Annotated in this window: 18 protein-coding genes and 1 pseudogene; 12 read left to right on the top strand and 7 right to left on the bottom strand. The window is 66.5% G+C overall.

Features of this window, described 5'->3' with window-relative positions; genetic code table 11:
- Window positions 1–7 precede the first annotated feature (7 nt).
- Window positions 8–343, top strand: coding sequence for a hypothetical protein (locus AC3WVS_RS19325; RefSeq protein ID WP_492319936.1), 336 nt, complete (start codon window positions 8–10; stop codon window positions 341–343).
- A gap of 114 nt (window positions 344–457) precedes the next feature.
- Here AC3WVS_RS19325 and AC3WVS_RS19320 read toward each other — a convergent pair whose 3' ends face one another.
- The 3 genes from AC3WVS_RS19320 to AC3WVS_RS19310 all read right to left on the bottom strand — a co-directional run bounded on the left by AC3WVS_RS19320 (window position 458) and on the right by AC3WVS_RS19310 (window position 3,913).
- Entirely contained in the window at window positions 458–1,018 is a 561-nt protein-coding gene (locus AC3WVS_RS19320; RefSeq protein WP_492319935.1) for an NADPH-dependent FMN reductase, read from the bottom strand.
- A gap of 130 nt (window positions 1,019–1,148) precedes the next feature.
- Window positions 1,149–2,237 (bottom strand): enoyl-CoA hydratase/isomerase family protein, encoded by a 1,089-nt coding sequence (locus AC3WVS_RS19315; protein ID WP_492319934.1) that lies wholly within the window; start codon window positions 2,235–2,237, stop codon window positions 1,149–1,151.
- Between the two features lie 110 nt (window positions 2,238–2,347).
- Entirely contained in the window at window positions 2,348–3,913 is a 1,566-nt protein-coding gene (locus tag AC3WVS_RS19310) for a methyl-accepting chemotaxis protein (RefSeq protein WP_492319933.1), read from the bottom strand.
- A 237-nt stretch (window positions 3,914–4,150) separates the two neighbouring features.
- Here AC3WVS_RS19310 and AC3WVS_RS19305 point away from each other — a divergent pair, with 237 nt between their 5' ends.
- Window positions 4,151–5,080 carry a sterol desaturase family protein gene (locus AC3WVS_RS19305; RefSeq protein WP_492319932.1) on the top strand — a complete coding sequence of 310 codons (930 nt, stop codon included), beginning with the start codon at window positions 4,151–4,153 and terminating at the stop codon, window positions 5,078–5,080.
- Between the two features lie 174 nt (window positions 5,081–5,254).
- Window positions 5,255–6,225 (top strand): annotated as a pseudogene (locus AC3WVS_RS19300) (autotransporter outer membrane beta-barrel domain-containing protein).
- A 75-nt stretch (window positions 6,226–6,300) separates the two neighbouring features.
- On the opposite strand, the gene typA reads toward AC3WVS_RS19300, so the two are convergent.
- Window positions 6,301–8,121, bottom strand: coding sequence for a translational GTPase TypA (gene typA / locus AC3WVS_RS19295; RefSeq protein ID WP_492319931.1), 1,821 nt, complete (start codon window positions 8,119–8,121; stop codon window positions 6,301–6,303).
- A gap of 188 nt (window positions 8,122–8,309) precedes the next feature.
- Between typA and AC3WVS_RS19290 the strand changes: the two genes are divergently transcribed.
- From AC3WVS_RS19290 to AC3WVS_RS19250, 9 genes are all read left to right on the top strand, one after another.
- A complete protein-coding gene (locus tag AC3WVS_RS19290) occupies window positions 8,310–8,798 on the top strand; it encodes a MarR family winged helix-turn-helix transcriptional regulator (RefSeq protein ID WP_492319930.1) in 489 nt (162 codons plus the stop codon).
- 102 nt (window positions 8,799–8,900) lie between these two features.
- A complete protein-coding gene (locus AC3WVS_RS19285; RefSeq protein WP_492319929.1) occupies window positions 8,901–10,445 on the top strand; it encodes an efflux transporter outer membrane subunit in 1,545 nt (514 codons plus the stop codon).
- Window positions 10,446–10,489: 44 nt separating this feature from the next.
- Complete coding sequence (locus tag AC3WVS_RS19280) at window positions 10,490–11,746, top strand: HlyD family secretion protein (protein ID WP_492319928.1); 1,257 nt, start codon at window positions 10,490–10,492, stop codon at window positions 11,744–11,746.
- Between the two features lie 2 nt (window positions 11,747–11,748).
- The gene (locus AC3WVS_RS19275; RefSeq protein ID WP_492319927.1) at window positions 11,749–13,362 is read left to right on the top strand and encodes a DHA2 family efflux MFS transporter permease subunit; all 1,614 of its coding nucleotides are present in this window, start codon (window positions 11,749–11,751) and stop codon (window positions 13,360–13,362) included.
- Window positions 13,363–13,562: 200 nt separating this feature from the next.
- On the top strand, window positions 13,563–14,345 hold the full coding sequence (locus AC3WVS_RS19270) for an IclR family transcriptional regulator (protein WP_492319926.1): 783 nt from the start codon (window positions 13,563–13,565) through the stop codon (window positions 14,343–14,345).
- Between the two features lie 18 nt (window positions 14,346–14,363).
- Complete coding sequence (pepE, locus tag AC3WVS_RS19265; RefSeq protein WP_492319925.1) at window positions 14,364–15,068, top strand: dipeptidase PepE; 705 nt, start codon at window positions 14,364–14,366, stop codon at window positions 15,066–15,068.
- A gap of 60 nt (window positions 15,069–15,128) precedes the next feature.
- A complete protein-coding gene (locus AC3WVS_RS19260; protein WP_492319924.1) occupies window positions 15,129–16,052 on the top strand; it encodes a DUF1177 domain-containing protein in 924 nt (307 codons plus the stop codon).
- On the top strand, window positions 16,049–16,747 hold the full coding sequence (locus AC3WVS_RS19255) for an AroM family protein (RefSeq protein ID WP_492319923.1): 699 nt from the start codon (window positions 16,049–16,051) through the stop codon (window positions 16,745–16,747). The genes AC3WVS_RS19260 and AC3WVS_RS19255 overlap by 4 nt, the downstream gene beginning before the upstream one ends.
- Window positions 16,748–16,831: 84 nt before the next feature.
- A complete protein-coding gene (locus tag AC3WVS_RS19250) occupies window positions 16,832–17,824 on the top strand; it encodes a Bug family tripartite tricarboxylate transporter substrate binding protein (protein ID WP_492319922.1) in 993 nt (330 codons plus the stop codon).
- A gap of 37 nt (window positions 17,825–17,861) precedes the next feature.
- On the opposite strand, the gene truB is transcribed toward AC3WVS_RS19250, so the two are convergent.
- The 3 genes from truB to infB all read right to left on the bottom strand — a co-directional run bounded on the left by truB (window position 17,862) and on the right by infB (window position 22,226).
- Window positions 17,862–18,809: a tRNA pseudouridine(55) synthase TruB gene (gene truB / locus AC3WVS_RS19245; protein ID WP_492319921.1), complete on the bottom strand. Its 948-nt coding sequence runs from the start codon at window positions 18,807–18,809 to the stop codon at window positions 17,862–17,864.
- Window positions 18,810–18,908: 99 nt separating this feature from the next.
- The gene (gene rbfA / locus AC3WVS_RS19240; RefSeq protein ID WP_010809484.1) at window positions 18,909–19,277 is read right to left on the bottom strand and encodes a 30S ribosome-binding factor RbfA; all 369 of its coding nucleotides are present in this window, start codon (window positions 19,275–19,277) and stop codon (window positions 18,909–18,911) included.
- A 60-nt stretch (window positions 19,278–19,337) separates the two neighbouring features.
- Window positions 19,338–22,226 (bottom strand): translation initiation factor IF-2, encoded by a 2,889-nt coding sequence (gene infB / locus AC3WVS_RS19235; RefSeq protein ID WP_492319920.1) that lies wholly within the window; start codon window positions 22,224–22,226, stop codon window positions 19,338–19,340.
- Window positions 22,227–22,293 lie beyond the last annotated feature (67 nt).

Below are 22,293 nucleotides of genomic sequence, written 5' to 3'. Positions count from 1 at the left end.
TTGTACTATGCCAAAGACATGGAACTGGAAGTTCGCTATTAAGGCTGTCGGTTCCAGCATCCTCGGTCTCGTCGCCATGCTGATGCTGGTAGTGATATGGGGAGCCTGGACAGGCCCTGAGAACTATCCGTTCGGCGGCCAAGGACCATCTGCGGCGATGTTGGCATATCAATCACAGGCGAACTACCTGCTGTCGTGCTTCGCACTCCTGCTTGGTTGCTCACTTGCAATTTGGGCGTTGCTGGCAATGAACCGCAGCATTTGGCTGCGCTCGCTGGCCGGGATGCCGGTGCTTCTCCTCTGGGCATGGATGGCACTCGACGGTTCTCGACTCGACCTCTGACCGTTCGCTGACAGGAGCCGGGGCGGATGCGCACGCCTTCGTAACCTGACACGTCCCCCCAACCGCGGTTACAGGCTACCGCGTCGAGGTTCACAGCGCCCCGCCCCGGCAGTATCAGCGCGGCGCAGTCCGCTCGATCCAGCCTGCAAACGTCGTCAGAAATTTGCCGAGAAAGCCCTTGGTCGATTCGTTGGCGATCCCGCCCTGCTCATCAAGCAGCTTGTCGACCCCGCTGATATACGCCTCAGGCTGCTGCAGCATCGGGACATTGAGGAACACCATCGACTGGCGCAGGTGCTGGTTGGCACCGAAGCCACCGATGGCGCCGGGCGAAGCGCTGATGACGGCGCCAGGCTTGCCGTCCCAGACGCTGCTGCCATAGGGCCGCGAGCCCACGTCGATGGCGTTCTTCAGCGGCGCGGGCACGGAGCGGTTGTATTCCGGGGTCACGAACAACACGGCGTCGGCGCGGCGGACGCGGTCGCGGAACGTGGTCCAGGCCTGGGTAGGTTTGTCGTCCAGGTCCTGGTTGTACAGCTGCAGCTCGCCGATCTCGACAATCTCCAGCTTGAGTTGCTGCGGCGCCAGCGCGATCAGCGCCTTGGCCAGTTTGCGGTTGTATGACTCCTTGCGCAGGCTTCCCACCAGTACAACGACATCACGAGGATTACTCATTGCGGCTCCTTTGACTGTGTGGACGGAATGACGCGGACGGCGCACGCGGCCAGGGTTGGCCTGGCCGCGTGCGCCGGTCCAGCCGTCACTCTACCCCGAGTCGGCGCCGCCACGTCCTGCGCAGCGGATGTCAGGCAGTCTTGCCGAGCGACGCCAGCGGATGTTCCTCGGCGCGCCACGGGCTGTCGAAGAACGACAGCACCTTCTCGCGGCTGACATCATCAAGCCGCGCATGCTGCCAGCGCGGCTTGTGGTCCTTGTCGACAGCCAGTGCGCGGATGCCCTCGACACCGTCGCCGTTGCGGAACACGTAATGCATCATGTCCAGTTCCATGCGCAGTTCGTCTTCGAGCGACATGCTGCGCGCACGGCGGATCTGCTCCAGCGTCACGCACAGCATCAGCGGCGAGCGGCTGCGCAGCATGGCGGCGGTCTGCGCGGCCCAGTCGCCCGGGGCGTCGCTGACGGCGGCGAGGATGTCCGGCATGGTGTTGCCAGCGAACAGGCTGTCGATCTGTGCCGACAGCCCGGCCAGCGTGCTGTGCGCCGGCGCGCAGTCATCGCGGTGCGCAGCGGTAAAGCCTTCGATGTGCGCCAGCACGGCGTCGCCGCTGGCAAACTGCTGCGTGCGCAGCGAATCGACCAGCTCGGCCAGCCGGTTGCCCGGCAGATAGGCATCGGCCAGCCCGGCGTAGAGCGCGTCGGCGGCATGGATCACGGTGCCGGTCAGCCCCAGGTACTCGCCGATGCGGCCCGGCGTGCGCGCCAGGAACCATCCGCCGCCCACATCCGGGAACAGGCCGATATTGGTTTCCGGCATCGCCATCTTGGTGCGATCGGTGACCAGGCGCAGCCGCGCCCCTTGCGAGATGCCCATGCCGCCGCCCATCACCACGCCGTCCATCAGTGCGATATAGGGCTTGGCATAGCGGTGGATCAGGAAGTTCAGCGCGTATTCCTCGACAAAGAACTGGTCGAGCAGCGGGTTGCCTTCGTGCGCAGCCTTGTGGAAATAGCGGATATCGCCCCCGGCGCAGAAGGCCTTGCCGCCGGCACCGGCGACCACCACGGCCGCCACCTCGGGTGCGGCGGCCCAGGTCTGCAGCGCCTGGGTGATGGCGCGGATCATGTCGAGCGACAGGGCGTTGAGCGCCTGCGGGCGGTTCAGCGTCAGGTATCCGATGCCACCGCGGACCTCGGTCGTGACGAATTCAGTCATGTCGTACTCCTCCAATGCAACTCGCGATTTTACGCCAGTCGCATCGGCGAGCGCACCCCTGTGGGCAGCTTGCTGCGCATGTGCAGTCACTGCGCATGCGCCCGGCACCGTCAGGCCAGCCGGAACGTCGCCACCAGCGAGGTCAGGCGCTGCGCCTGGTCTTCGAGCGATGCCGCCGCGGCGGCCGCCTGCTCCACCAGCGCCGCATTCTGCTGCGTCATGCTGTCCATCTGCGACACCGCCACGTTGACCTGCTCGATGCCGTTGGACTGCTCGTCCGAGGCCGCGCTGATATCGCCGATGATGGCGCTGACACGCTGCACCGCGTCGACGATGTCCTGCATCGCCCGGCCGGCGTCATCGACCAGCTCCGAGCCCTCACGCACATTGGCCACCGAGGCGCCGATCAGCGCGCGGATCTCCTTCGATGCGCCGGCGCAGCGCTGCGCCAGGTCGCGCACATCGCCGGCCACCACGGCAAACCCCCGGCCGTGCTCGCCGGCACGCGCGGCTTCCACGGCCGCGTTCAGCGCCAGGATATTGGTCTGGAACGCAACCTTCTCGATCACGTCGATGATGTCGACGATCTTGCCCGAGCTGGCATCGATCGATTGCATGACGTTGACCACGCGCAGCACGGCCTCGCTGCCGCGCTCGGCCAGGGTCGCGGCATCCGTTGCGAGCCCGCGGGCCTCGCGCGCGCTGTCGGCATTCTGGCGCACGGTACTGGTCAGTTCCTCCATGCTGGAGGCGGTCTCTTCCAGCGAGGCCGCCTGCTGCTCGGTACGCTGCGACAGGTCGGCGTTGCCGCTGGCGATCTGCTTGCTGGCCGAGGCAATCGAGTCCGCGCCGCCACGCACGTCGCCCACCATGGCCACCAGGCTGGCCTGCATCCGGCCCAGCATGCCGAGCATGCGCGCGGTCTCGTTGCGCGCCGACTCATCGGCCAGCACCTCGCCGCCGGAAGCGGCGACGCTCAGGTCGCCACCCGCGATCTTCTCGAAACGCCCGATCGCAGTATCCAGCGGCTGCACGATCGAACGGCGCAGGCGCCATGCCACCACGGTGCTGAATGCCAGGCCCACTGCCAGCACGCATGCCGACAGCGCGAACAGGTTGCGATAGCGTTGCTGCGATGCCTCGTAGACCTGCTTGGCGCTGGCCACCTGCAGCTTGTTCAGTTCGGCATTGACGGCGGTGAAGGCGATGTCGAGCTGCGGGATGGTTTCGAGCACGGCCTTCATCACGCCATCGCGGTCGCCGGCATGCAGCGCAGTGATCATCGGCGCGACACCCTGCTTGAAGAGCGCATCGCGCTTGGCGGTGACATCCTCCACCGCCCTGGCTTCGTCAGCCGAGCGCGGCAAGGCGAGATATGCCTGCCAGGCCTTCTCTGAATCGCGCGCAAAGCCTTCCGCGGTCGCGGCGCGCGCCTTGGCATCGGCGGGGTCCGTGGCGAAGGTCGCCTGGTCCAGCAGTACGCGCACCAGCAGCTGGTTCGAACGCGCTTCGGCCAGGTTGACCGCGGCCGACAGCTGCTGCCCATAGATCTGGTGCGTCGCCTCGTTGCTGCGCGACATGCCGAGCCAACCCACTGCGCCGACAATCAACAACAACAAGTTTGTGACGATGGTGAGGAACCACAATCTGGCTCCGATGGTAGTGTTCTTGAACATGAAGGCTCCGGGGGAAGAGGAATCGGGGAAATCGGGAGCGCGAGCCGCGCCGCCGCCCTGTTCAACTACGGCACGCTGGCTGCGTCCTTTACCGGTATTCACCACCTTCACACGCGTGACAGAATTGCGTGGCAGTACAGCAATCCACCATGTGGCGGATGCGCCGCGAAACCCCGCGCGGCGCCGTTTGGAGGAACCCCTCGTGGCAATTCCGCGCGGAATATGCAAACTGGCGGCATGAACACTGAATCGCTCGATCCCGGACTGGTGCTGCTGGCCTTTGCGCCAGTGTTCCTGCTGACCATCGGCGCCGAGGCCTGGTACTGGGCCCGCCGCGACCCGACCGTCTACAGTCCGCGCGACACCGTATCCAACGCAGCGCTGGCGCTGATGCACCAGGCCTCGGATGCGTTCTTCCTCTGGCTGATGATCCGCACGGTCTATACCTGGTGCTACCAGCACGGCCTGCGCGCCATGCCCGAGACCCTGTGGTCATTCGCGCTGCTATTGCTGCTGCAGGACTTTCTCTATTACTGGTTCCACCGCGCCAGCCACCGCGTGCGCTGGCTGTGGGCTTCGCACGTGACGCACCATTCGTCGGAAGGCATGAATTTCTCGACGGCGTTCCGGCAGAGCCTGACGTATCCGCTCTCAGGCATGTGGCTGTTCTGGATTCCGCTGGCATGGATCGGCTTCACGCCAGACTGGGTGATCCTGGCGGTCGGCGTGAACCTGGCCTTCCAGTTCTTCGTGCATACGCGGCTGGGGCAACGCTGGCCGCTGATCGAGTCGCTACTGAATACGCCATCGGTCCATCGCGTCCACCATGCGAAGAACCCGCAGTACATCGACCGCAACTACGCCGGTGTGCTGACGACCTGGGATCGCCTGTTCGGCACCTTCGTCCCCGAGCATGAGGCCCCCGTGTACGGCATCACCCGCCAGGTGCGCACCCATAACCCGCTGACGCTGACCTTCCACGAATGGCGCGACATGTTCGCCGATACCTGGCGCGACCGCGACCTGCGCTACCTGTGGAAGCCGCCCGAGTGGCGCAGCCCGCGCGCACCGGCGCTGGAGGTCGTGCCTGGCACGCAACAGCCATCGCCTCCACAAGTTTCCGAAGGAACCAGACTGTTGAATTCTGCGCAGAAAATACGAAATTGACCGGCCGCCGGCACCGGCATTTACTTCCATCCGGTGCCCGTGCCGATGCAGCGCGTTGCTGCGCATCGTAGCGATCCTCGACAGGGGCAGGCAAAGCACCCGATGTGGAGATCGCGGCAATGGCGTGCGCATGGTCGAGATTCACCGCCGTAACGATGGGCGCGCTCGCGGTGGCTGCCGCCCAGTTGCTGCCCTGCCTACGCGCAGAAGGCCATCTCGGGTGACGGCATCACCCAGATCGACCTGCGGCAGCCGGCATCGTTCAGCACCTATACCGTCACCGGCGGCACGGCGCCCGGCACCACCGGCCTGCGCATTGTCAATGCCGGCGGCGCGGGCGCGCTGACCACGGCCAACGGCATAGTGGTGGTCGATACTGTCAACGCCGGCACCACCGCGCCCGCCGCGTTCGCGCTGGACGGCCGCGCCGTGGCCGGCGCTTACGAATACCGCCTGTTCCGCGGCGGCACGGACGGCAGCAATCCGCAGGCCTGGTACCTGCGTTCGGCAAAGCCGCCGCAACCGGCGTCACCGGGTCCCGGCCCCACGCCCTCGCCGCCCGAACCGCCTGCGCCACCTGCGCCGCCGCAGCCCCATACCGCCCTGAAGTCGCCGCCTACCTCGCCAACCAGCGGCTGGTCGGGCAGATGTTCGTGCATAGCCTGCATGACCGCGTCGGCGAGCCGCAATACGCCGAAGGCATGGCTGCCCGCAGCGTCCCTGACAGCGCCCGTGGCAGCATCCGTTCGGGCTGGCTGCGCGCGCTCGGCAATTGGGAAGGCAGCCGCAGCCGCGACGGCAATTTCAAGGTCGGCACTGAAGCATTCCTGCTGCAGGGCGGCGTCGAACTGGCGCGCTGGCGCGTGGCCACGGGCTCCGATCGCTTGCATGTGGGCGCAATGGGCAGCTACGACAACGCCGGCAGTGATGCCCACGCCGACGGCAATCCGGCGCGCGCCAAGGGCAGCGTGCAGGGTTGGAGCATCGGCGCCTACGGCACCTGGTACCAGAACGACGAGCACAAGCTCGGCGTCAATGCCGATATCGGCAAGCGCTGGAGCGGCTGGGCCAATGTGGCCGGCGCGTGGGGGGCGCAGAGTTTCTATCAGTACGCGCTGCGTGCCGGGGTGAAGTACGCATGGTAAGCAGGTGCCCCGTTGTCCCCCCGCCAACAAAAAACCGCGCTCACAGGCGCGGTTTCTTGTTGGCACAGCCAGCGCTTATGCGCCTTCGCGGGAAGCGCGCTTGCGCTCGTGCTCCTTCAGGTGGCGCTTGCGCAGGCGGATGCTCTTGGGCGTGAGTTCGACCAGCTCATCGTCGGCGATGAATTCCACCGCGTATTCGAGCGACATCTGGATCGGCGGCACCAGGCGCACGGCTTCGTCGGTACCCGAAGCACGCACGTTGGTCAGCTGCTTGCCCTTGATCGGGTTGACCACCAGGTCGTTGTCGCGGCTGTGGATGCCGATGATCATGCCTTCGTACAGCGCATCGCCCGGCTTGACGAACATGCGGCCGCGGTCCTGCAGCTTCCACAGCGCGTAGGCCACGGCGTCGCCATCGTCCTGCGAGATCAGCACGCCGTTGTGGCGCTCGCCCAGGCCGCCCTCGCGCACCGGTGCGTAGTCGTCGAAGATATGGCTGATCAGGCCGGTGCCGCGCGTCAGGGTCATGAACTCGCCCTGGAAACCGATCAGGCCACGGGCCGGGATGCGGTATTCCAGGCGGGTACGGCCCTTGCCGTCTGAAGCCATGTCGAGCAGTTCGCCCTTGCGGCGGCCCAGCTCTTCCATCACGCCGCCCTGGTGGCTGTCTTCGACGTCCACGGTCAGCAGTTCGTACGGCTCGCACTTGACGCCGTCGATTTCCTTGAACACCACGCGCGGACGCGACACGGCCAGCTCGTAGCCTTCGCGGCGCATGTTTTCCAGCAGGATGGTCAGGTGCAGTTCGCCGCGGCCAGACACTTCAAAGATGGTGTCGTCGCCGGTATCGGCCACGCGCAGCGCAACGTTGGACTTCAGTTCGCGGTCCAGGCGCTCGCGCAGCTGGCGGCTGGTCACGAACTTGCCTTCACGGCCGGCCAGTGGCGAGGTGTTGACGCAGAAGTTCATGGTCAGCGTCGGCTCGTCCACCTTCAGCATCGGCAGCGCGTCCTGGGCGTCCGGCGCGCACACGGTGCAGCCGATCCCCAGTTCTTCGATGCCGTTGATCAGCACGATGTCGCCGGCTTCGGCCTCGGACACGATCTCGCGCTCCAGGCCCTGGAACTTCAGCACCTGGTTGATGCGGCCCTTGATCGGGTTGCCTTCCGGGCCGAACTTGACCACCACGTCCTGCAGCGGACGGGCGCGGCCACGCGAAATGCGGCCCACGCCGATCTTGCCGACGTAGCTGGAGTAGTCCAGCGAGATGATCTGCAGCTGCAGCGGGCCGTCCCGATCGTCGTCACGCACCGGCACCTTGTCCAGCACGGTCTCGAACAGCGGCTTCATGTCGCCGTCGCGCACGTCTTCGGTCAGGCCGGCAAAGCCGTTCAGGCCCGAGGCGTAGATCACCGGGAAGTCCAGCTGCTCGTCGGTGGCGCCCAGCTTGTCGAACAGGTCGAAGGTCTGGTTGATGACCCAGTCCGGGCGCGCGCCCGGGCGGTCGATCTTGTTGACCACCACGATCGGCTTCAGGCCCAGCGCCAGCGCCTTGCGCGTGACGAAGCGGGTCTGGGGCATCGGGCCCTCGACTGCGTCGACCAGCAGCAGCACGCCGTCGACCATCGACAGCACGCGCTCAACTTCACCGCCGAAGTCGGCGTGGCCCGGGGTGTCGACGATATTGATATGGGTGCCGTTGTATTCGACAGCACAGTTCTTCGCGAGAATCGTGATCCCGCGTTCCTTTTCCAGGTCGTTCGAGTCCATCACCCGCTCGGCGACTTGCTGGTTGTCGCGGAAGGTGCCTGCCTGGCGCAGGAGCTGGTCGACCAGGGTGGTCTTGCCATGATCGACGTGGGCGATGATGGCGATATTTCGGATGGCGCGGGTCATTGCTGCGTCTCGCTTTGGAGAATCTGAGGTAACCCAATATTCTAGCATGTTGCAGCGCAAGACGCGTTGATCCGAACCGCCACTTACCGAATGAATATCATTGCGAAAAGTGGAATAACCAATTTCCGTTCTTGCTTATCATTAAACGTGAACATATATTTGCCTCAGCAAAGATTGCAAAGGCAAAGATGTCACGGCTCCCTTCCTCCGATCAACCAGCCGAATCCACGGCCGGCCAGTTCGATCCCACCCAGTACCAGATGTGCGACAGCGTCGGCTACCTGATGCAGCGCGCCAAGAACATGCTGGCGCACGGGGTCGAGCAGGAAGTCAGCAGCCTGGACATCACGCAGGCACAAGCCAGCTGCCTGATGATGCTGGCCACCGGCCGCGCCTCGACCGTCACCGACCTGGGCCGCGAACTGAATACCGACATGGGCTCGGTCACGCGCCTGCTCAGCCGCATGGAAAAACGCGGGCTGATCGAACGCCGGCGCCGCGACGCCGACCGCCGGGTGGTCGACCTGTCGGTCACGCCACAGGGCCAGGAACTGGTGGAACGGCTGCCCGCCATCTTCTGCAAGGTACTTGCCCACCACTTCCGCGGTTTTTCCGAGGATGAGATCCAACTGCTGCGCAGCATGCTGCGACGGATCATCGAAAACAACAGCGGGTAGCGGGCGTACCTGCCGGCTTCCGGCAAGCCAGAACGTCCGGTCAACCGGACCCCGCAACAGCCCGTAGAAGAAACAGCATGGCTCCGGCAACGGAGCGTCATCATGAAACCAGCTCTCTCCCCCCAAGTCTCCCAGCCAGCCCGTACAAGCGCGCTCGTGCGCCGCGCCGGCACACTGGCGCTGACCGCCGTGGCCGCGGCGGTGCTGGCCGGCTGCGCGGCCCTTGGCAATTCGCACAGCACGCAGACCGTGGCCGACCCGGCCACGATGGCCACGTCGCAGACCTTGCCCGACGAGCATGGCCAGTGGCCCTCGCAGGACTGGGTCGCGCAGTTCAAGGACCCCCAGCTGAGCGCCCTGGTCGATGAGGCGATCAAGGACAACCCGAGCCTGCAGGCCGCGTTCGCCCGCGTGGAAGCCTCGCGCGCCATGGCCGATGTCACCCGCAGCGCGCTCTATCCGCACCTGGAGTTCGAAGGCAGCCTGATCCGCCAGCGCTTCTCCGAGAAAGACCTGTTCGAAGGCACCCCGCTGGCGGGATCGTGGCAAAACCAGTCGCGCCTGCAGGTGGGCCTGTCCTATGACTTCGATTTCTGGGGCAAGAACCGCGATGCGCTTGAAGCCGCGCTCTCCGACGACCGCGCCGCCGAAGCGGAAAGCCAGGCCTCGCGCCTGATCCTGGCCACCTCGATCGCCCGCAACTACGCCCGCCTGGCGGCGCTGTATGCCCAGCACGACGTGGCCGAGCGCGCCATCGCCCAGCGCAGCGACCTGACCGAGCTGTCGCGCCAGCGCCTGGCCGCCGGCCTCGACACCCAGGTCGAGACCACGCAGGCGCGCGGCACGGTGGCTGCTTCGCGCACCGACCTGCAGCGCGTGGACGAGGAAATCGCCCTGGCGCGCAACCAGCTTGCAGCGCTGCTGGGCAAGGGCCCGGACCGTGGCCTGCAGATCCAGCGCCCGGTGCTGCTGGCGCAGGCCACGCCGACGCTGCCCGACAACCTGACCATCGGCCTGCTGGGCCGCCGGCCGGACCTGGTGGCGGCACGCTGGCGCGTGGAGGCGGCGTCCAAGGACATCAATGTCGCCAAGAAAGAGTTCCTGCCTGACGTCAGCCTGACCGCCTTTGCCGGCCTGGCCGCGCTGGATCCGTCCAACCTGCTGATGGGCGTCAGCCGCACCTTCGGCATCGGCCCGACCATCCGCCTGCCGATCTTCGAAGGCGGCAAGCTGCGCGCCAACCTGAAGGGCAAGTACGCCGGCTACGACATCGCCGTGGCCAACTACAACCAGGCCCTGGTCGATGCGCTGCGCGAGACCGCCGACACCATGACCAGCATCCGCAGCGTCGACAAGCAGATCCAGACCCAGCGCGAAGCGCTGGACCTGGCCGAGCACGCCTATGCGCTGGCCACCACCCGCTACAAGGCCGGCCTGGGCACGCAGCTGACCGTGCTGAACGCCGAAAGCAATGTGTTGCAGCAGCGCCGCCTGGCGACCGACCTGCAGGCGCGCCGGCTGGACCTGCAGATGGGCCTGATGAAGGCGCTCGGCGGCGGCTACGAGGAGCCTGCGGAAGGCCACGAGAGCGCGGGCCACGGACCGGCGCAGCAACAGCACAACACCCAGGCGGGCGCCCGCGGCTGATCCGCGCACCCAGTGATCGAAGACAAGATTATTCAGAAGACATCATGAGCAACAACCAGCAAGCGGCCGGCACCAACACCCCCCAGCACCCTGCCCAGCAAGCGCCAGCTACCACCAACAACAACGGCAAGCGCAAGCGCATGCTGCTGTCGCTGACCGCGGCAATTGTGGTCGCTGGCATCGGCTATGGCGTTTACTGGGGCATGTACGCCCGCCACTTTGAAAACACCGACGACGCCTATGTCGCCGGCAACGTGGTCCAGGTCACGCCGCTGGTGGGCGGCACCGTGGTGTCGATCTCCGCCGACGACACGCAACTGGTCACCGCCGGCCAGCCGCTGATCCAGCTTGACCGCGCCGATTCGCAGGTGGCGCTGGAACAGGCCGAGGCCCAGCTGGCACAGGCCGTGCGCGAAGTGCGCACGCTGTATGTCAACAACGGCTCGCTCGCCGCCAACGTGGCGCTGCGCGAAGCCGACGTGGCCAAGGCCCGCGACGACCTGCGCCGCCGCCAGGCCATCGCCGGCTCGGGCGCGGTCTCGAATGAAGAGATCTCGCACGCGCAGTCCGCGCTCAAGGGTGCGGAGTCGGCGCTGCTGGCCGCGCGCGAGCAGCTGGCGTCGAACAAGGTGCTGACCGACCAGACCACGGTGGAGAAGCACCCCAACGTGCAGCGCGCCGCCGCCAGCCTGCGCTCGGCCTACCTGTCGTTCGCGCGCTCGGCCATGCCGGCGCCGGTCACCGGCTATGTTGCCAAGCGCTCGGTGCAGGTCGGCCAGCGCGTGGCCGCCGGCGCGCCCCTGATGGCCGTGGTGCCGCTGGATCAGGTCTGGGTCGACGCCAATTTCAAGGAAGTGCAGATCACGCATATGCGCATCGGCCAGCCGGTGACGCTGGAAGCCGACGTGTACGGCTCCAAGGTGGAATACCAGGGCAAGGTCGCCGGCTTCTCGGCCGGCACCGGCTCGGCCTTCTCGCTGCTGCCGGCGCAGAACGCCACCGGCAACTGGATCAAGGTGGTACAGCGCCTGCCGGTGCGCATCGCGCTTGACCCGCAGCAGCTCAAGGACCACCCGCTGCGCGTGGGCCTGTCGATGACCGTCAAGGTCGACGTGCGCCGCGAGGAAGGCGCCGCCATGGCCGCCGCCGCGCCGGCCAAGCCGATGCAGACCGATGTCTACGACAAGGTTGCGCAGGACGCCGACCAGCTGATCGCGCGCATCATCGCCGCCAACAACGGCGGCCGCAGCACCGGCCTACCCTCGGCCAGCGCCGCCAACGCCAAGCCCGCCAACACCTGACCATGGCCATCTCCCCCTCCGCCGCGCAGTCCGGCGGCAGCCAGGCGCCGGCGCGGCCCGTCCGGCCGCTGGCGCAGCCGCAGCCGCAGCCGCTGACCGGCGGCAAGCTGGTGGTCGGCACCATCGCGCTGTCGCTGGCCACGTTCATGAACGTGCTGGACTCGTCGATCGCCAACGTATCGATCCCGGCGATTTCAGGCGACCTGGGCGTGGCGCCCAACCAGGGCACATGGGTCATCACCTCGTTTGCGGTGGCCAATGCGATCTCGGTGCCGCTGACCGGCTGGCTGACCACGCGCTTCGGCGCGGTGCGGCTGTTCATCACCTCGATCCTGCTGTTCGTGCTGGCATCGTGGCTGTGCGGCGTCGCGCCCAACCTCGAGACGCTGCTGGCCGCGCGGGTCCTGCAGGGCGCAGTGGCCGGGCCGATGATCCCGCTGTCGCAGTCGCTGCTGCTGTCGAGCTATCCGCCGCAGAAGAGCACCATGGCGCTGGCACTGTGGGGCATGACCACGCTGGTGGCGCCGATCATGGGCCCGCTGCTGGGCGGCTGGATCTCGGACAACATGACCTGGCCGTGGATCTTCTACATCAACGTGCCGGTGGGCATCGTCACGGCCTATGTCACCTGGGCCATCTACAAGGACCGCGAAACCCCGACCAAGGTGCTGCCAATCGACCGCATCGGCCTGGCGCTGCTGGTGATCTGGGTGGGCTCGATGCAGCTGATGCTCGACAAGGGCAAGGAACTGGACTGGTTCCACTCGACCGAGATCGTGGTGCTGACGCTGGTGGCGATTGTCGGCTTCCTGTTCTTCCTGATCTGGGAGAGCCATGAGAAGCACCCGATCGTCGATATCAGCCTGTTCAAGGGCCGCAACTTCAGCGCCGGCGTGGTGGCCATCTCCGTGGCATATGGGCTGTTCTTCGGCAACCTGGTGATCCTGCCGCTGTGGCTGCAGACAATTGTCGGCTATACGGCCACGGACGCGGGCATCGTGATGGCGCCGGTGGGGATCTTTGCGATCCTGCTGTCGCCGCTGATTGGCAAGAACCTGCCGAAAATGGATGCCCGCTGGGTGGCCACGGCCGCGTTCATCACCTTCGGCATCGTCAGCCTGATGCGCGCCGGCTTCACGACGCAGGTGGACACCCGCACGCTGATGATCCCGACCCTGATCCAGGGCGCGGCCATGGCAATGTTCTTCATCCCGTTGACCTCGATCATCCTGTCGGGCCAGCCGCCGGAAAGGATTCCGGCGGCGTCAGGACTGTCCAACTTCGTCCGGATCACGTTCGGGGCCATCGGCGCGTCGATCTCGACCACGCTCTGGGAAAACCGGACAGCGCTGCACCACGCGCAGCTGGTGGAACAGGTGAACCCGTACAACCCGGCCTACCACGACCAGCTCAACCACCTGATGCAGATGGGCATGAGCCAGGCCCAGGCGATCGGCGTGATCGAGCGCAATATCACCCAGCAGGCGGCCATGCTCGGCGCCAACGATATCTTCTGGATCTCGGGGATGCTGTTCTTCGTGCTGATCGGCTTTGTCTGGCTGACGCGGCCGGCCAAGGGCGGCGGCGGGTCGGCGGATGCGATGGCGGCGCACTGACCCCCACCTCGCCGGTTTTCAAGACTTGGCCCCTGACCGGGGCCATTTTTTTTGCTTCGCCGCCGGATTGCCGCGCCAGGAATGCCCCCCTTGTGTTCCTGTCCTTGTGCCTCTATTATTTGCAAACCGATTTACGGAACATTGGTTCCAAAAAACGGAACCTGAGCGGGTAAGAGAGATGTGGAGCGTGGAGCGGCGGAGTGAGCATTCTTGAAGGCGTGGAAAGCGTGCTGGACATGTTCGGACATCACCGGCACGAGATCACTTTTAACGATGTCCTGGACGAACTTGGCCTTGCCAAGAGTTCGGCCTCGCGCCTGCTCGCCCAGATGGTGCGCTACCGCCTGCTGGAACTGCAGCCGTCCACGCGGCGCTACCGCCCTGGCGCGCTGCTGATCCGCGCAGCGCAGGCTGCTGCGCAGGCGCATCCGTTCGACGAGCAATGCCGCGAGATCCTGGCCACGTTGTCCGATGCCACCGGCTTCACCGCCTACCTGTCGATGCTGGACGGCACCGACACCGTCGTGCTGCAACGCCTGAACGGCAGCAATCCGGTGCAGGTGCTGTCGCCGCCCGGCGCACGCCGGCCGGCATTCACCACGGCGATGGGCCGGGTACTGCTGTCGCGCCTGCCCGAGCCTGACTTCAACTCGCGCTATGGCGCCATCGGCACCCGCAAGCTGCCGGATGCACCCGCAGGCTGTCCCGCCACGGTTGCCGAGCTGCGCGAACGCGTGGCGACGGCCCGCGCCGAGCGCAGCGCCATCGCCGTGAATGAAGGCATGCCCGGCATCGGCGCCGTGGCCGCGACGCTGGCAGACCCGCTCTCAGGCGACGTGCGCGGACTGTGCCTGTCTTTCACCGCGATGCAGGTCAGCCAGGCCCAGGCCCAGGCGCTGCGCGCGACGCTGGTGCAGGCCGTGGCACCCGTGGGACAGCGCATCGGCGACCCACTGTGGCTCGACGCCGCCCCACTTATCTAGACTTCGCCGCAACGACTTATGGAACTCCTGTTACTCAGCAACTCCAGCAGCGACGCCGGCTACCTGGTACACGCCCAGGCGGCAATCCGGGACCTGGCCACCGGCCGCAAGACTGCCTGCTTCATCCCGTTCGCCGGCGTCACGCGCGACTGGGACACCTACGAGACGCTGGTCCGCGACGCTTTCGCGCCGGTCGGCATCGCGGTGCAATCGCTGCACCGGCTGGCCGAGCCGGCGGCAGCCGTGCGCGCCATCGAAGCGGCTGAACTGATCGTCGTTGGCGGCGGCAACACGTTCCGCTTGCTGCAATGCCTGCGCGAGCGTGGCCTGCTGGCGGCGATCTCGGCGCGGGTGCGATCCGGTGCCGCGCGCTATATCGGCTGGAGCGCCGGCGCCAACCTGGCCTGCCCGACCATCCGCACCACCAACGACATGCCGGTGGCCGACCCGGGCGGCCTGGACGCGCTGGCGCTGGTCCCCTTCCAGATCAACCCGCACTACTTCAACCTGGTCGTGCCCGGCTTCCGCGGCGAAACGCGCGACCAGCGCCTGGCCGAATTCACCGTGCTGCAGCCCGACATGCCGGTGCTGGGCCTGCCCGAGGGCAACTGGGTGCGGGTCTCGGACGATCGCCTCGAAATGGGCGGCGCCCATGCCGCGCGCTGGTTCAGGGGCGCGGACATTGCCGACGTGCAGCCCGGCGCGCTGTCGCTGCCGCGCTGAATTTGCCGGCCTGAGTGCCCAGCGTACAGAACCCACCCCAGCCCCAGGAAGTCAAGCAAGATGTCTATCAAGCAGGTTATTGAATCGATCGAGCTGCTGTCGGCAGCGAATGTCGACGGCGCAGCCGTCGCCTCACTGCTGCGCTCGCGCGGCCTGGACGATGTCACCGTCACGCGCGTGGAAGAGAACGGCCTCTACACCGATTTCCTCGCCTGCACGGTACCCGGACAGAACCCGGACGCGCCCGCACTTGGCGTGGTGGGCCGGCTGGGCGGCGTCGGCGCACGCCCGGCCGTGACGGGACTGGTGTCCGATGCCGACGGCGCCATCGTGGCCGTCGCCAGCGCGCTGAAGCTGGCCGACATGGCCGCCACCGGCGACGTGCTGGCCGGGCCGGTGCGCATCCACACCCATATCTGCCCGCATGCCGCCACGCGGCCGCATCATCCGGTGCCGATGATGAAATCGCCCTTTGCGATGCGCACGATGATGTCGCATGAGGTGCACCCGCGCATGGCGGCGATCCTGTCGGTCGACACCACGCGCGGCAACCGCTTCGTCAACCGCCGCGGCGTGGCGCTGACGCCGGTGGCCAAGGAAGGCTGGCTGCTGCGCCTGCCGGAGCGGATGCTGGACCTGATGGGATGGGTCAGCGGCGAACTGCCGATGGTGTTGCCATTGACCACCCAGGACATCACGCCGTATGAGAACGGCCTGTGGCATGTCAACTCGATCATGCAGCCGGCCATCGTGACCCCTGCCCCGGTGGTGGGCGTGGCGCTGACCGCGCAGACCACTGTGCCAGGCTGCGCAACCGGCGTCACCAACGCCTTCGACATCGACGTGGCGACGCGCTTCTGCATCGAGGTGGCGAAGCAGTTCGGCCAGGGCCAGTGCGACTTCTATGACACGGCCGAGTGGGCCGAACTGCAGCGCCGCTATGGCTCGCTGGCCCATCTGCAGACCGTAGGAACCGAGGCATGAACACGCCTGCCGCACGCCAGCCACGCGTGGCCTTCGTCACCATCGGGCAGGCGCCCAGGACAGATGTGGTCCCGCAGATGATTGCCGACCTGGGCCTGCCGGCCACGGTGGAAGAATTCGGCATCCTGGACGCGCTGGGCCCGCAAGACATTGCCGCGCTGGCGCCCGCGCCCGGCGAGTACCGCTTTGCCAGCCGGCTGCGTGACGGCACGCAGGCGGTGATGGGCAAGCCGGTGGCCGAGGCCATGCTGGCCCGGCTGATGACCTCGCTGGACGACGGCCGCTTCGACGCCTTGGTGCCACTGTGCACCGGCACCGCCCTGCCGCCGATGCGGACCCTGGTCATCGAACCGCAGCAGATAGTGGACCACCTGACCGTGGCGCTGGCGCAGGGCTCCAAGCGGCTCGGCATCGTGTTGCCGCTGGAAGCCCAGGTAAGCAGCTTCCACCTGATCCAGCCGGCGCCCTGCGAACTGCGCGTCACCCATGCCTCGCCTTATACCGACGCCAGCACCGATCGCTTCGCGCAGGCGGGCGAGACGCTGCGCGGCTGCGACCTGGTGGTGATGCACTGCATGGGCTACACCGAAGCCATGCGGGCCGAGGTGGCGCGCCATGCTGGCGCGCCGGTGCTGCTCTCCAACCGCATGGTGGCAAGGCTGCTGGGACAGGTACTGGCTGGTGCCGCGGCCTGAATCCAGGCACGAAGCGAATCCATTTTCGGGTAAGGGCAAGCCCGCTGACAGATTGCCCATGACACTGCTGGAGTGGAAGTAACAATGAAACAGGTGGCGAAGTGGATGGGGCCGCTGGCACGCGGCATGATGTGGGTGAGCCTGGGCGCGGCGGTGATCCCGGGCGCGCAGGCGCAGGAGTGGAAGCCGGCCAAGCCGGTGCGCCTGCTGGTGGGCTTTGCGCCCGGCGGCTCGGCTGATCTGCTGGCGCGCCTGGTGCAGGCGCCGCTGTCGGAAAGCCTGGGGGTTCCGGTGGTGGTGGAGAACGTGCCGGGTGCGGGTGGCAATATCGCCGCCGACAAGCTGGCCAAGGCCCCGGCCGACGGCTACACCATCGGCATGGGCGCCGCCGGCGCGATGGCGGTGACCCACGTGCTCAACCCCAAGGGCACGCCATACAAGGCGGATGATTTCACGCCCATCGCCATGCTGGCCACCCAGCCGAATGTTGTGATCGTCAATCCGGCCCTGCCGGTCAAGACCATGGCCGACTTCGTCGCCTACGTTAAAAAGACGCCGCAGGTCACCTACGGCACCGCCGGCGTCGGCACGTCGAATCACCTGATTGCCGAAACCATGCTGCACCGTCTTGGCATCGACATGGTCCATGCGCCGTACAAGGGTGCCACCCCGGTGATCACCGACCTGATGGGCGGGCATATCGCCATGACGGTCGACAACATCACCACCGCGGCGACGCTGGCCAAGACCGGCAAGGTCAAGGCGCTGGCAGTCACCGGCAGCAAGCGCTCGCCCCTGTTGCCGGAGGTGCCGACGCTTGCCGAGAGCGGCCTGAAGGACTTCAACATGCCGACCTGGCAAGGCATCTTCGGGCCGAGGGACCTGCCGAAGGCAATCGTGGTCCGCTACAACCAGGCGCTGGTCAAGGCCTTGGCGAACCCGGAAGTCAGGAAGAAGATGGCTGAATTCGGCTCCGAGCCCGTGGGCGATACACCGGAGCATTTCGCCGGGTTCCTCGCCCAGGATCGCAAGATGTGGGCCGATGTCATCAAGACGGCCAAGATCACGCTCGAGTAATTGCTGACGGGGCGGCCACTTGCGCCCCTCGCGCAATTTACAGCTTGACCAGCCGCTCCGGCCGCAACGCGCCTTCGCGCATGCGTGCCACGCCCAGCAGCCGGGCTGGTTCGCCGGCATAGACGCGCGCCAGCGCATCCTCGGCCAGCCCGGTGGCGGCCGGCAGGTCGCGCTGGGCGATGCGCTGGCCCTGCAGGAAGCGCGCTGCGGCGGCGTCATCCAGATGCACCGGTGCACACTTCTGCAGCAAGGCGTCCACAGGTGCGAGCATGGCCGGGCGCTGTGCATCGTCGTGCTGTTCGATCTGCTCCAGCGTCACCGCGCCGTCCAACGTCAGGTCGCCCACGGCGATCCGGCGCAGTCCGGTCAGGTGCGCGCCGCAGCCCAGCGCTTCGCCGATGTCCTCGGCCAGCGTGCGGATATAGGTGCCCTTGCTGCACGTCACCCGCATCGTGAACGACAGGGCATCGGGCAAGGCACAATCCAGCAGCGCAATCGAACGGATGGTGACGCGGCGCGCCGCGCGCTCCACGGTCTGGCCGGCGCGCGCGTATTCATACAGCGGGCGGCCGTCCTTCTTCAGCGCCGAATGCATCGGCGGCACCTGTTCGATCTCGCCGAGGAAGCTTGCCAGCGCCTGCTCCACCGCGGCGCGGTCGCAGGTGACCTCGCGCACGTCGAGCAACTCGCCTTCGGCGTCGCCCGTGCTCGAGCGCGCGCCCAGCCGCACCACGGCGTCATAGGTCTTGTCCGCTTCCAGCAGGTCTTGCGAAAACTTGGTGGCTTCGCCGAAGCACAGCGGCAGCAGCCCCGTGGCAAGCGGATCCAGCGTGCCGGTATGGCCGGCCTTGGCCGCGCGCAAGAGGCGCTTGGCGCGCACCAGCGCGTCGTTGGACGACAGGCCCAGCGGCTTGTCGAGCAGCAACACACCATGGACCTCGCGGCGCGGCAGGCGCGGCGGACGGTTGGCGTTGGAATCGGTCATCTGGAGAAAGCGGGAGGCGGGACGGCGATGCCGCGCGGATGGCGGCAACGTGAACGTAGTGGCCGCGAAACCCATGCCAGCGCGGCATGGGCGCCGGCTTCAGTCGTCTTTCGAACGCGTGGCGTTCGCTTCGTTGATCAGCTTGGACATCTCGATCGCATGTTCGACCGAGGTATCGTGGAAGAAGCGCAGCGTCGGCACGGTATGGATGTGCAGGCGCTTGTACAGCAGCGAGTGCAGGTAGCCGGCCTTTTCGTTCAGGATGGCTTCCGCCTCGGCGGCTTCGGCGCCCAGCACGGTGAAGTACACCTTGGCGTGCGCATAGTCGGGCGTCAGCGCGACCGACTGCAGCGTGACCAGGCCGAGGCGCGGGTCGCGCAGTTCGCGCTGGATCATCTCGGCCAGGTCCTTCTGGATCTGGTCGGAGATGCGGAGATTGCGGGAGGAGATGCTGCCTTTCTTGGCCATTCAATACAGTCTGGTCGAGATGACAACGGCAGGCCGAAGCCTGCCGTTGCTTGCGACGCCTTACAGCGTACGCGCCACCTCTGTGATTTCGTACACCTCGAGCTGGTCGCCTTCCTGAACATCATTGAAGTTCTTGATCGACAGACCGCACTCGAAGCCTTGCTTGACTTCCTTGACGTCGTCCTTGAAGCGCTTGAGCGAATCCAGCTCGCCGTCGTGGATGACCACGTTGTTGCGCAGCACGCGCACCAGCGAGTTGCGCTTGACCAGGCCGTCGGTGACCATACAGCCGGCCACCGCACCGATCTTCGGCACGCGGAACACCTGGCGCACCTCGACCTGGCCGATGGTGGTCTCGCGCTTCTCCGGCGCCAGCATGCCCGACATCGCCGCCTTGATCTCGTCTACCGCATCGTAAATGATGTTGTAGTAGCGGATATCGATGCCGTTGTGCTCGGCCAGCTTGCGCGCACCAGCGTCGGCACGCACGTTGAAGCCGATGATGACCGCCTTCGAAGCCGTCGCCAGGTTGACGTCGGATTCGGAGATGCCACCCACGCCGCCATGCACGATCTGCACGCGCACTTCGGCGGTCGACAGCTTCTGCAGCGACTGCACCAGCGCTTCCTGCGAACCCTGCACGTCGGCCTTGACGATCAACGGCAGCGTCTGCACTTCGCCTTCGGCCATCTGCTCGAGCATGTTCTCCAGCTTGGCGGCCTGTTGCTTGGCCAGCTTCACGTCGCGGAACTTGCCCTGGCGGAACAGCGCGATTTCACGTGCCTTGCGCTCGTCCGGCAGCACCAGCACTTCTTCACCGGCGGCAGGCACTTCCGACAGACCCTGGATTTCCACCGGGATCGACGGGCCTGCTTCCTTGGTCGGCTTGCCGTTCTCGTCCAGCATGGCACGCACGCGGCCGTAGGCGCTGCCAGCCAGGACCACATCGCCACGCTTGAGCGTGCCGCTGCTGACCAGGATGGTTGCGATCGGGCCCTTGCCCTTGTCCAGCTGGGCTTCCACCACCAGGCCCTTGGCCGGGGCATCCACCGGAGCGGTCAGTTCCAGCACTTCGGCTTGCAGGAGCACTTGCTCGAGCAGCTCTTCCACACCGGTACCCATCTTGGCGGAAACCGGCACGAACGGCGAATCGCCGCCGTATTCTTCCGGCACCACCTGCTCCGCCACCAGTTCCTGCTTGACGCGGTCCGGGTTGGCATCGGGCTTGTCGATCTTGTTGATCGCCACCACGATCGGCACACCGGCAGCCTTGGCATGCGCAATGGCTTCCTTGGTCTGCGGCATCACGCCGTCGTCGGCGGCCACCACCAGGATCACGATGTCGGTCGCCTTGGCACCGCGGGCACGCATGGCCGTGAAGGCCTCGTGACCCGGGGTATCCAGGAACGTGATCACGCCGCGGTCGGTTTCCACATGGTAGGCACCGATGTGCTGCGTAATCCCGCCAGCTTCGCCCGCAGCCACCTTGGTGCGGCGGATGTAGTCCAGCAGCGAGGTCTTGCCGTGGTCGACGTGACCCATCACGGTCACCACCGGCGGACGCGGCAGCAGTTCGGCATCGGTGTGTTCCTCACCGCCCACCACCAGCAGCGCTTCCGGATCGTCCAGCTTGGCGGCATACGCCTTGTGGCCCATTTCTTCCACCACGATCATGGCGGTTTCCTGGTCCAGCACCTGGTTGATGGTCACCATCTGGCCGAGCTTCATCATCTGCTTGATGACCTCGGATGCCTTGACGGCCATCTTGTGCGCCAGGTCGGCCACCGAGACGGTTTCCGGCACGTGCACTTCACGCACCACCGGCTCGGTCGGCGCCTGGAAGCTGCTGCGGCTGTCGTCATGCTGTTGCTGCCTGCCGCCGCGGCCACGCGGGCCACCGCGCCAGCCGCCCACGCCACCCGAGGTATCGCCGCGGGTCTTCAGGCCGCTGCCCTTCTTGCGGCTGCTGTCGTCCTGCCAGCCCGCCTTCACGACCTTGCCCTTCTTGTCGGCAGTTGCCGTGGTCGTGGTCGTGGTGGCCGGCTTCTTGTCGTCCTTCTTCGCTTCCGTGGTCGCACCGGCCGGCTTCACCGGCTTGTGCAGCGTACCGGTCTGCTCGGCCTTCTTCTCTTCGGCCTTGCGCTCGGACGGCGCCTTCAGCACGCGGGGCGGCGCGTTCAGCATCTGCTGGATCGCACGGGCCTCGGCTTCGGCAGCCTCGCGGCGCTTGCGCGCAGCGACTTCCTGCTCGGCGCGGGCCTTGTCGGCGGCAGCCTTGGCCTCGTCGGCAGCCTTCTGCGCCTCGGCGCGTTCGGCGGTGACGCGTGCCTTCTCGTCCTCTGCCTTCTTGCGCGAGGAATCCTCGTTGGCCTCGGTCACGGCGCGCGACGCGGCAGCCTCTTCCTCCGCCTTGCGGGCGGCGAGTTCGGCCTGGCGGCGCTGTTCAGCCTCCAGCGCTTCCTGGCGGGCGCGGCGCTCGGCTTCCTCGCGCTCGGCTGCCTCGCGGGCGGCCTTGGCTTCAGCTTCCTGGCGCGCCAGCAGTTCGGCCTGCTGGCGTTCTTCCTCGTCGCGGCGAGCTTCCTCGACAGCATCGACGACAGGCGCCTGGGCTTCGACCGCGTCGGCCTGGGCATCGGGCGCAGCTTCGTCGCGCTTGATCAGCACGCGCTTCTTGCGCACTTCCACCTGGACCGTGCGGGTCTTGCCAGTGCCATCCGACTGGCGGATCTCGGAGGTTTCGCGCTTGGTCAGTGTGATCTTCTTGCGGGAGCTGTCGTCGGCCTGGCCGTGCGAACGCTTCAGATAGTCCAGCAGCCTGGTCTTATCCGATTCCGTGATGATGTCTTCTGGCGTCGCTTTGCCCACCCCAGCCGCCTGCAATTGTTCCAGCAGGGCAGCTGCGCTGCGACTCAGTTCTGCGGCCAGTTGGGCAACTGTTGTGCTTGCCATTCAAACCCTTTCAATGCTTGGTTTCTACGTCGGGACAAATCGTTGCGGAAAGCGCGCCCGGGCCAGG

It is taken from the genome of Cupriavidus sp. CPT47-8839-RL05A (assembly GCF_058792255.1).
This window is presented reverse-complemented; position numbering and strand designations above follow the sequence as displayed.

What these genes read in the sequence shown, in the direction of transcription:
- truB (WP_492319921.1), bottom strand. Translation starts at nt 18,809, where the DNA reads ATGACCGATTCCAACGCCAACCGTCCGCCGCGCCTGCCGCGCCGCGAG.
- AC3WVS_RS19315 (WP_492319934.1), bottom strand. Translation starts at nt 2,237, where the DNA reads ATGACTGAATTCGTCACGACCGAGGTCCGCGGTGGCATCGGATACCTG.
- pepE (WP_492319925.1), top strand. Translation starts at nt 14,364, where the DNA reads ATGGAACTCCTGTTACTCAGCAACTCCAGCAGCGACGCCGGCTACCTG.
- AC3WVS_RS19290 (WP_492319930.1), top strand. Translation starts at nt 8,310, where the DNA reads ATGTCACGGCTCCCTTCCTCCGATCAACCAGCCGAATCCACGGCCGGC.
- infB (WP_492319920.1), bottom strand. Translation starts at nt 22,226, where the DNA reads ATGGCAAGCACAACAGTTGCCCAACTGGCCGCAGAACTGAGTCGCAGC.
- AC3WVS_RS19280 (WP_492319928.1), top strand. Translation starts at nt 10,490, where the DNA reads ATGAGCAACAACCAGCAAGCGGCCGGCACCAACACCCCCCAGCACCCT.
- AC3WVS_RS19310 (WP_492319933.1), bottom strand. Translation starts at nt 3,913, where the DNA reads ATGTTCAAGAACACTACCATCGGAGCCAGATTGTGGTTCCTCACCATC.
- AC3WVS_RS19255 (WP_492319923.1), top strand. Translation starts at nt 16,049, where the DNA reads ATGAACACGCCTGCCGCACGCCAGCCACGCGTGGCCTTCGTCACCATC.
- AC3WVS_RS19325 (WP_492319936.1), top strand. Translation starts at nt 8, where the DNA reads ATGCCAAAGACATGGAACTGGAAGTTCGCTATTAAGGCTGTCGGTTCC.
- AC3WVS_RS19275 (WP_492319927.1), top strand. Translation starts at nt 11,749, where the DNA reads ATGGCCATCTCCCCCTCCGCCGCGCAGTCCGGCGGCAGCCAGGCGCCG.
- AC3WVS_RS19260 (WP_492319924.1), top strand. Translation starts at nt 15,129, where the DNA reads ATGTCTATCAAGCAGGTTATTGAATCGATCGAGCTGCTGTCGGCAGCG.
- AC3WVS_RS19320 (WP_492319935.1), bottom strand. Translation starts at nt 1,018, where the DNA reads ATGAGTAATCCTCGTGATGTCGTTGTACTGGTGGGAAGCCTGCGCAAG.
- rbfA (WP_010809484.1), bottom strand. Translation starts at nt 19,277, where the DNA reads ATGGCCAAGAAAGGCAGCATCTCCTCCCGCAATCTCCGCATCTCCGAC.
- AC3WVS_RS19285 (WP_492319929.1), top strand. Translation starts at nt 8,901, where the DNA reads ATGAAACCAGCTCTCTCCCCCCAAGTCTCCCAGCCAGCCCGTACAAGC.
- typA (WP_492319931.1), bottom strand. Translation starts at nt 8,121, where the DNA reads ATGACCCGCGCCATCCGAAATATCGCCATCATCGCCCACGTCGATCAT.
- AC3WVS_RS19305 (WP_492319932.1), top strand. Translation starts at nt 4,151, where the DNA reads ATGAACACTGAATCGCTCGATCCCGGACTGGTGCTGCTGGCCTTTGCG.
- AC3WVS_RS19250 (WP_492319922.1), top strand. Translation starts at nt 16,832, where the DNA reads ATGAAACAGGTGGCGAAGTGGATGGGGCCGCTGGCACGCGGCATGATG.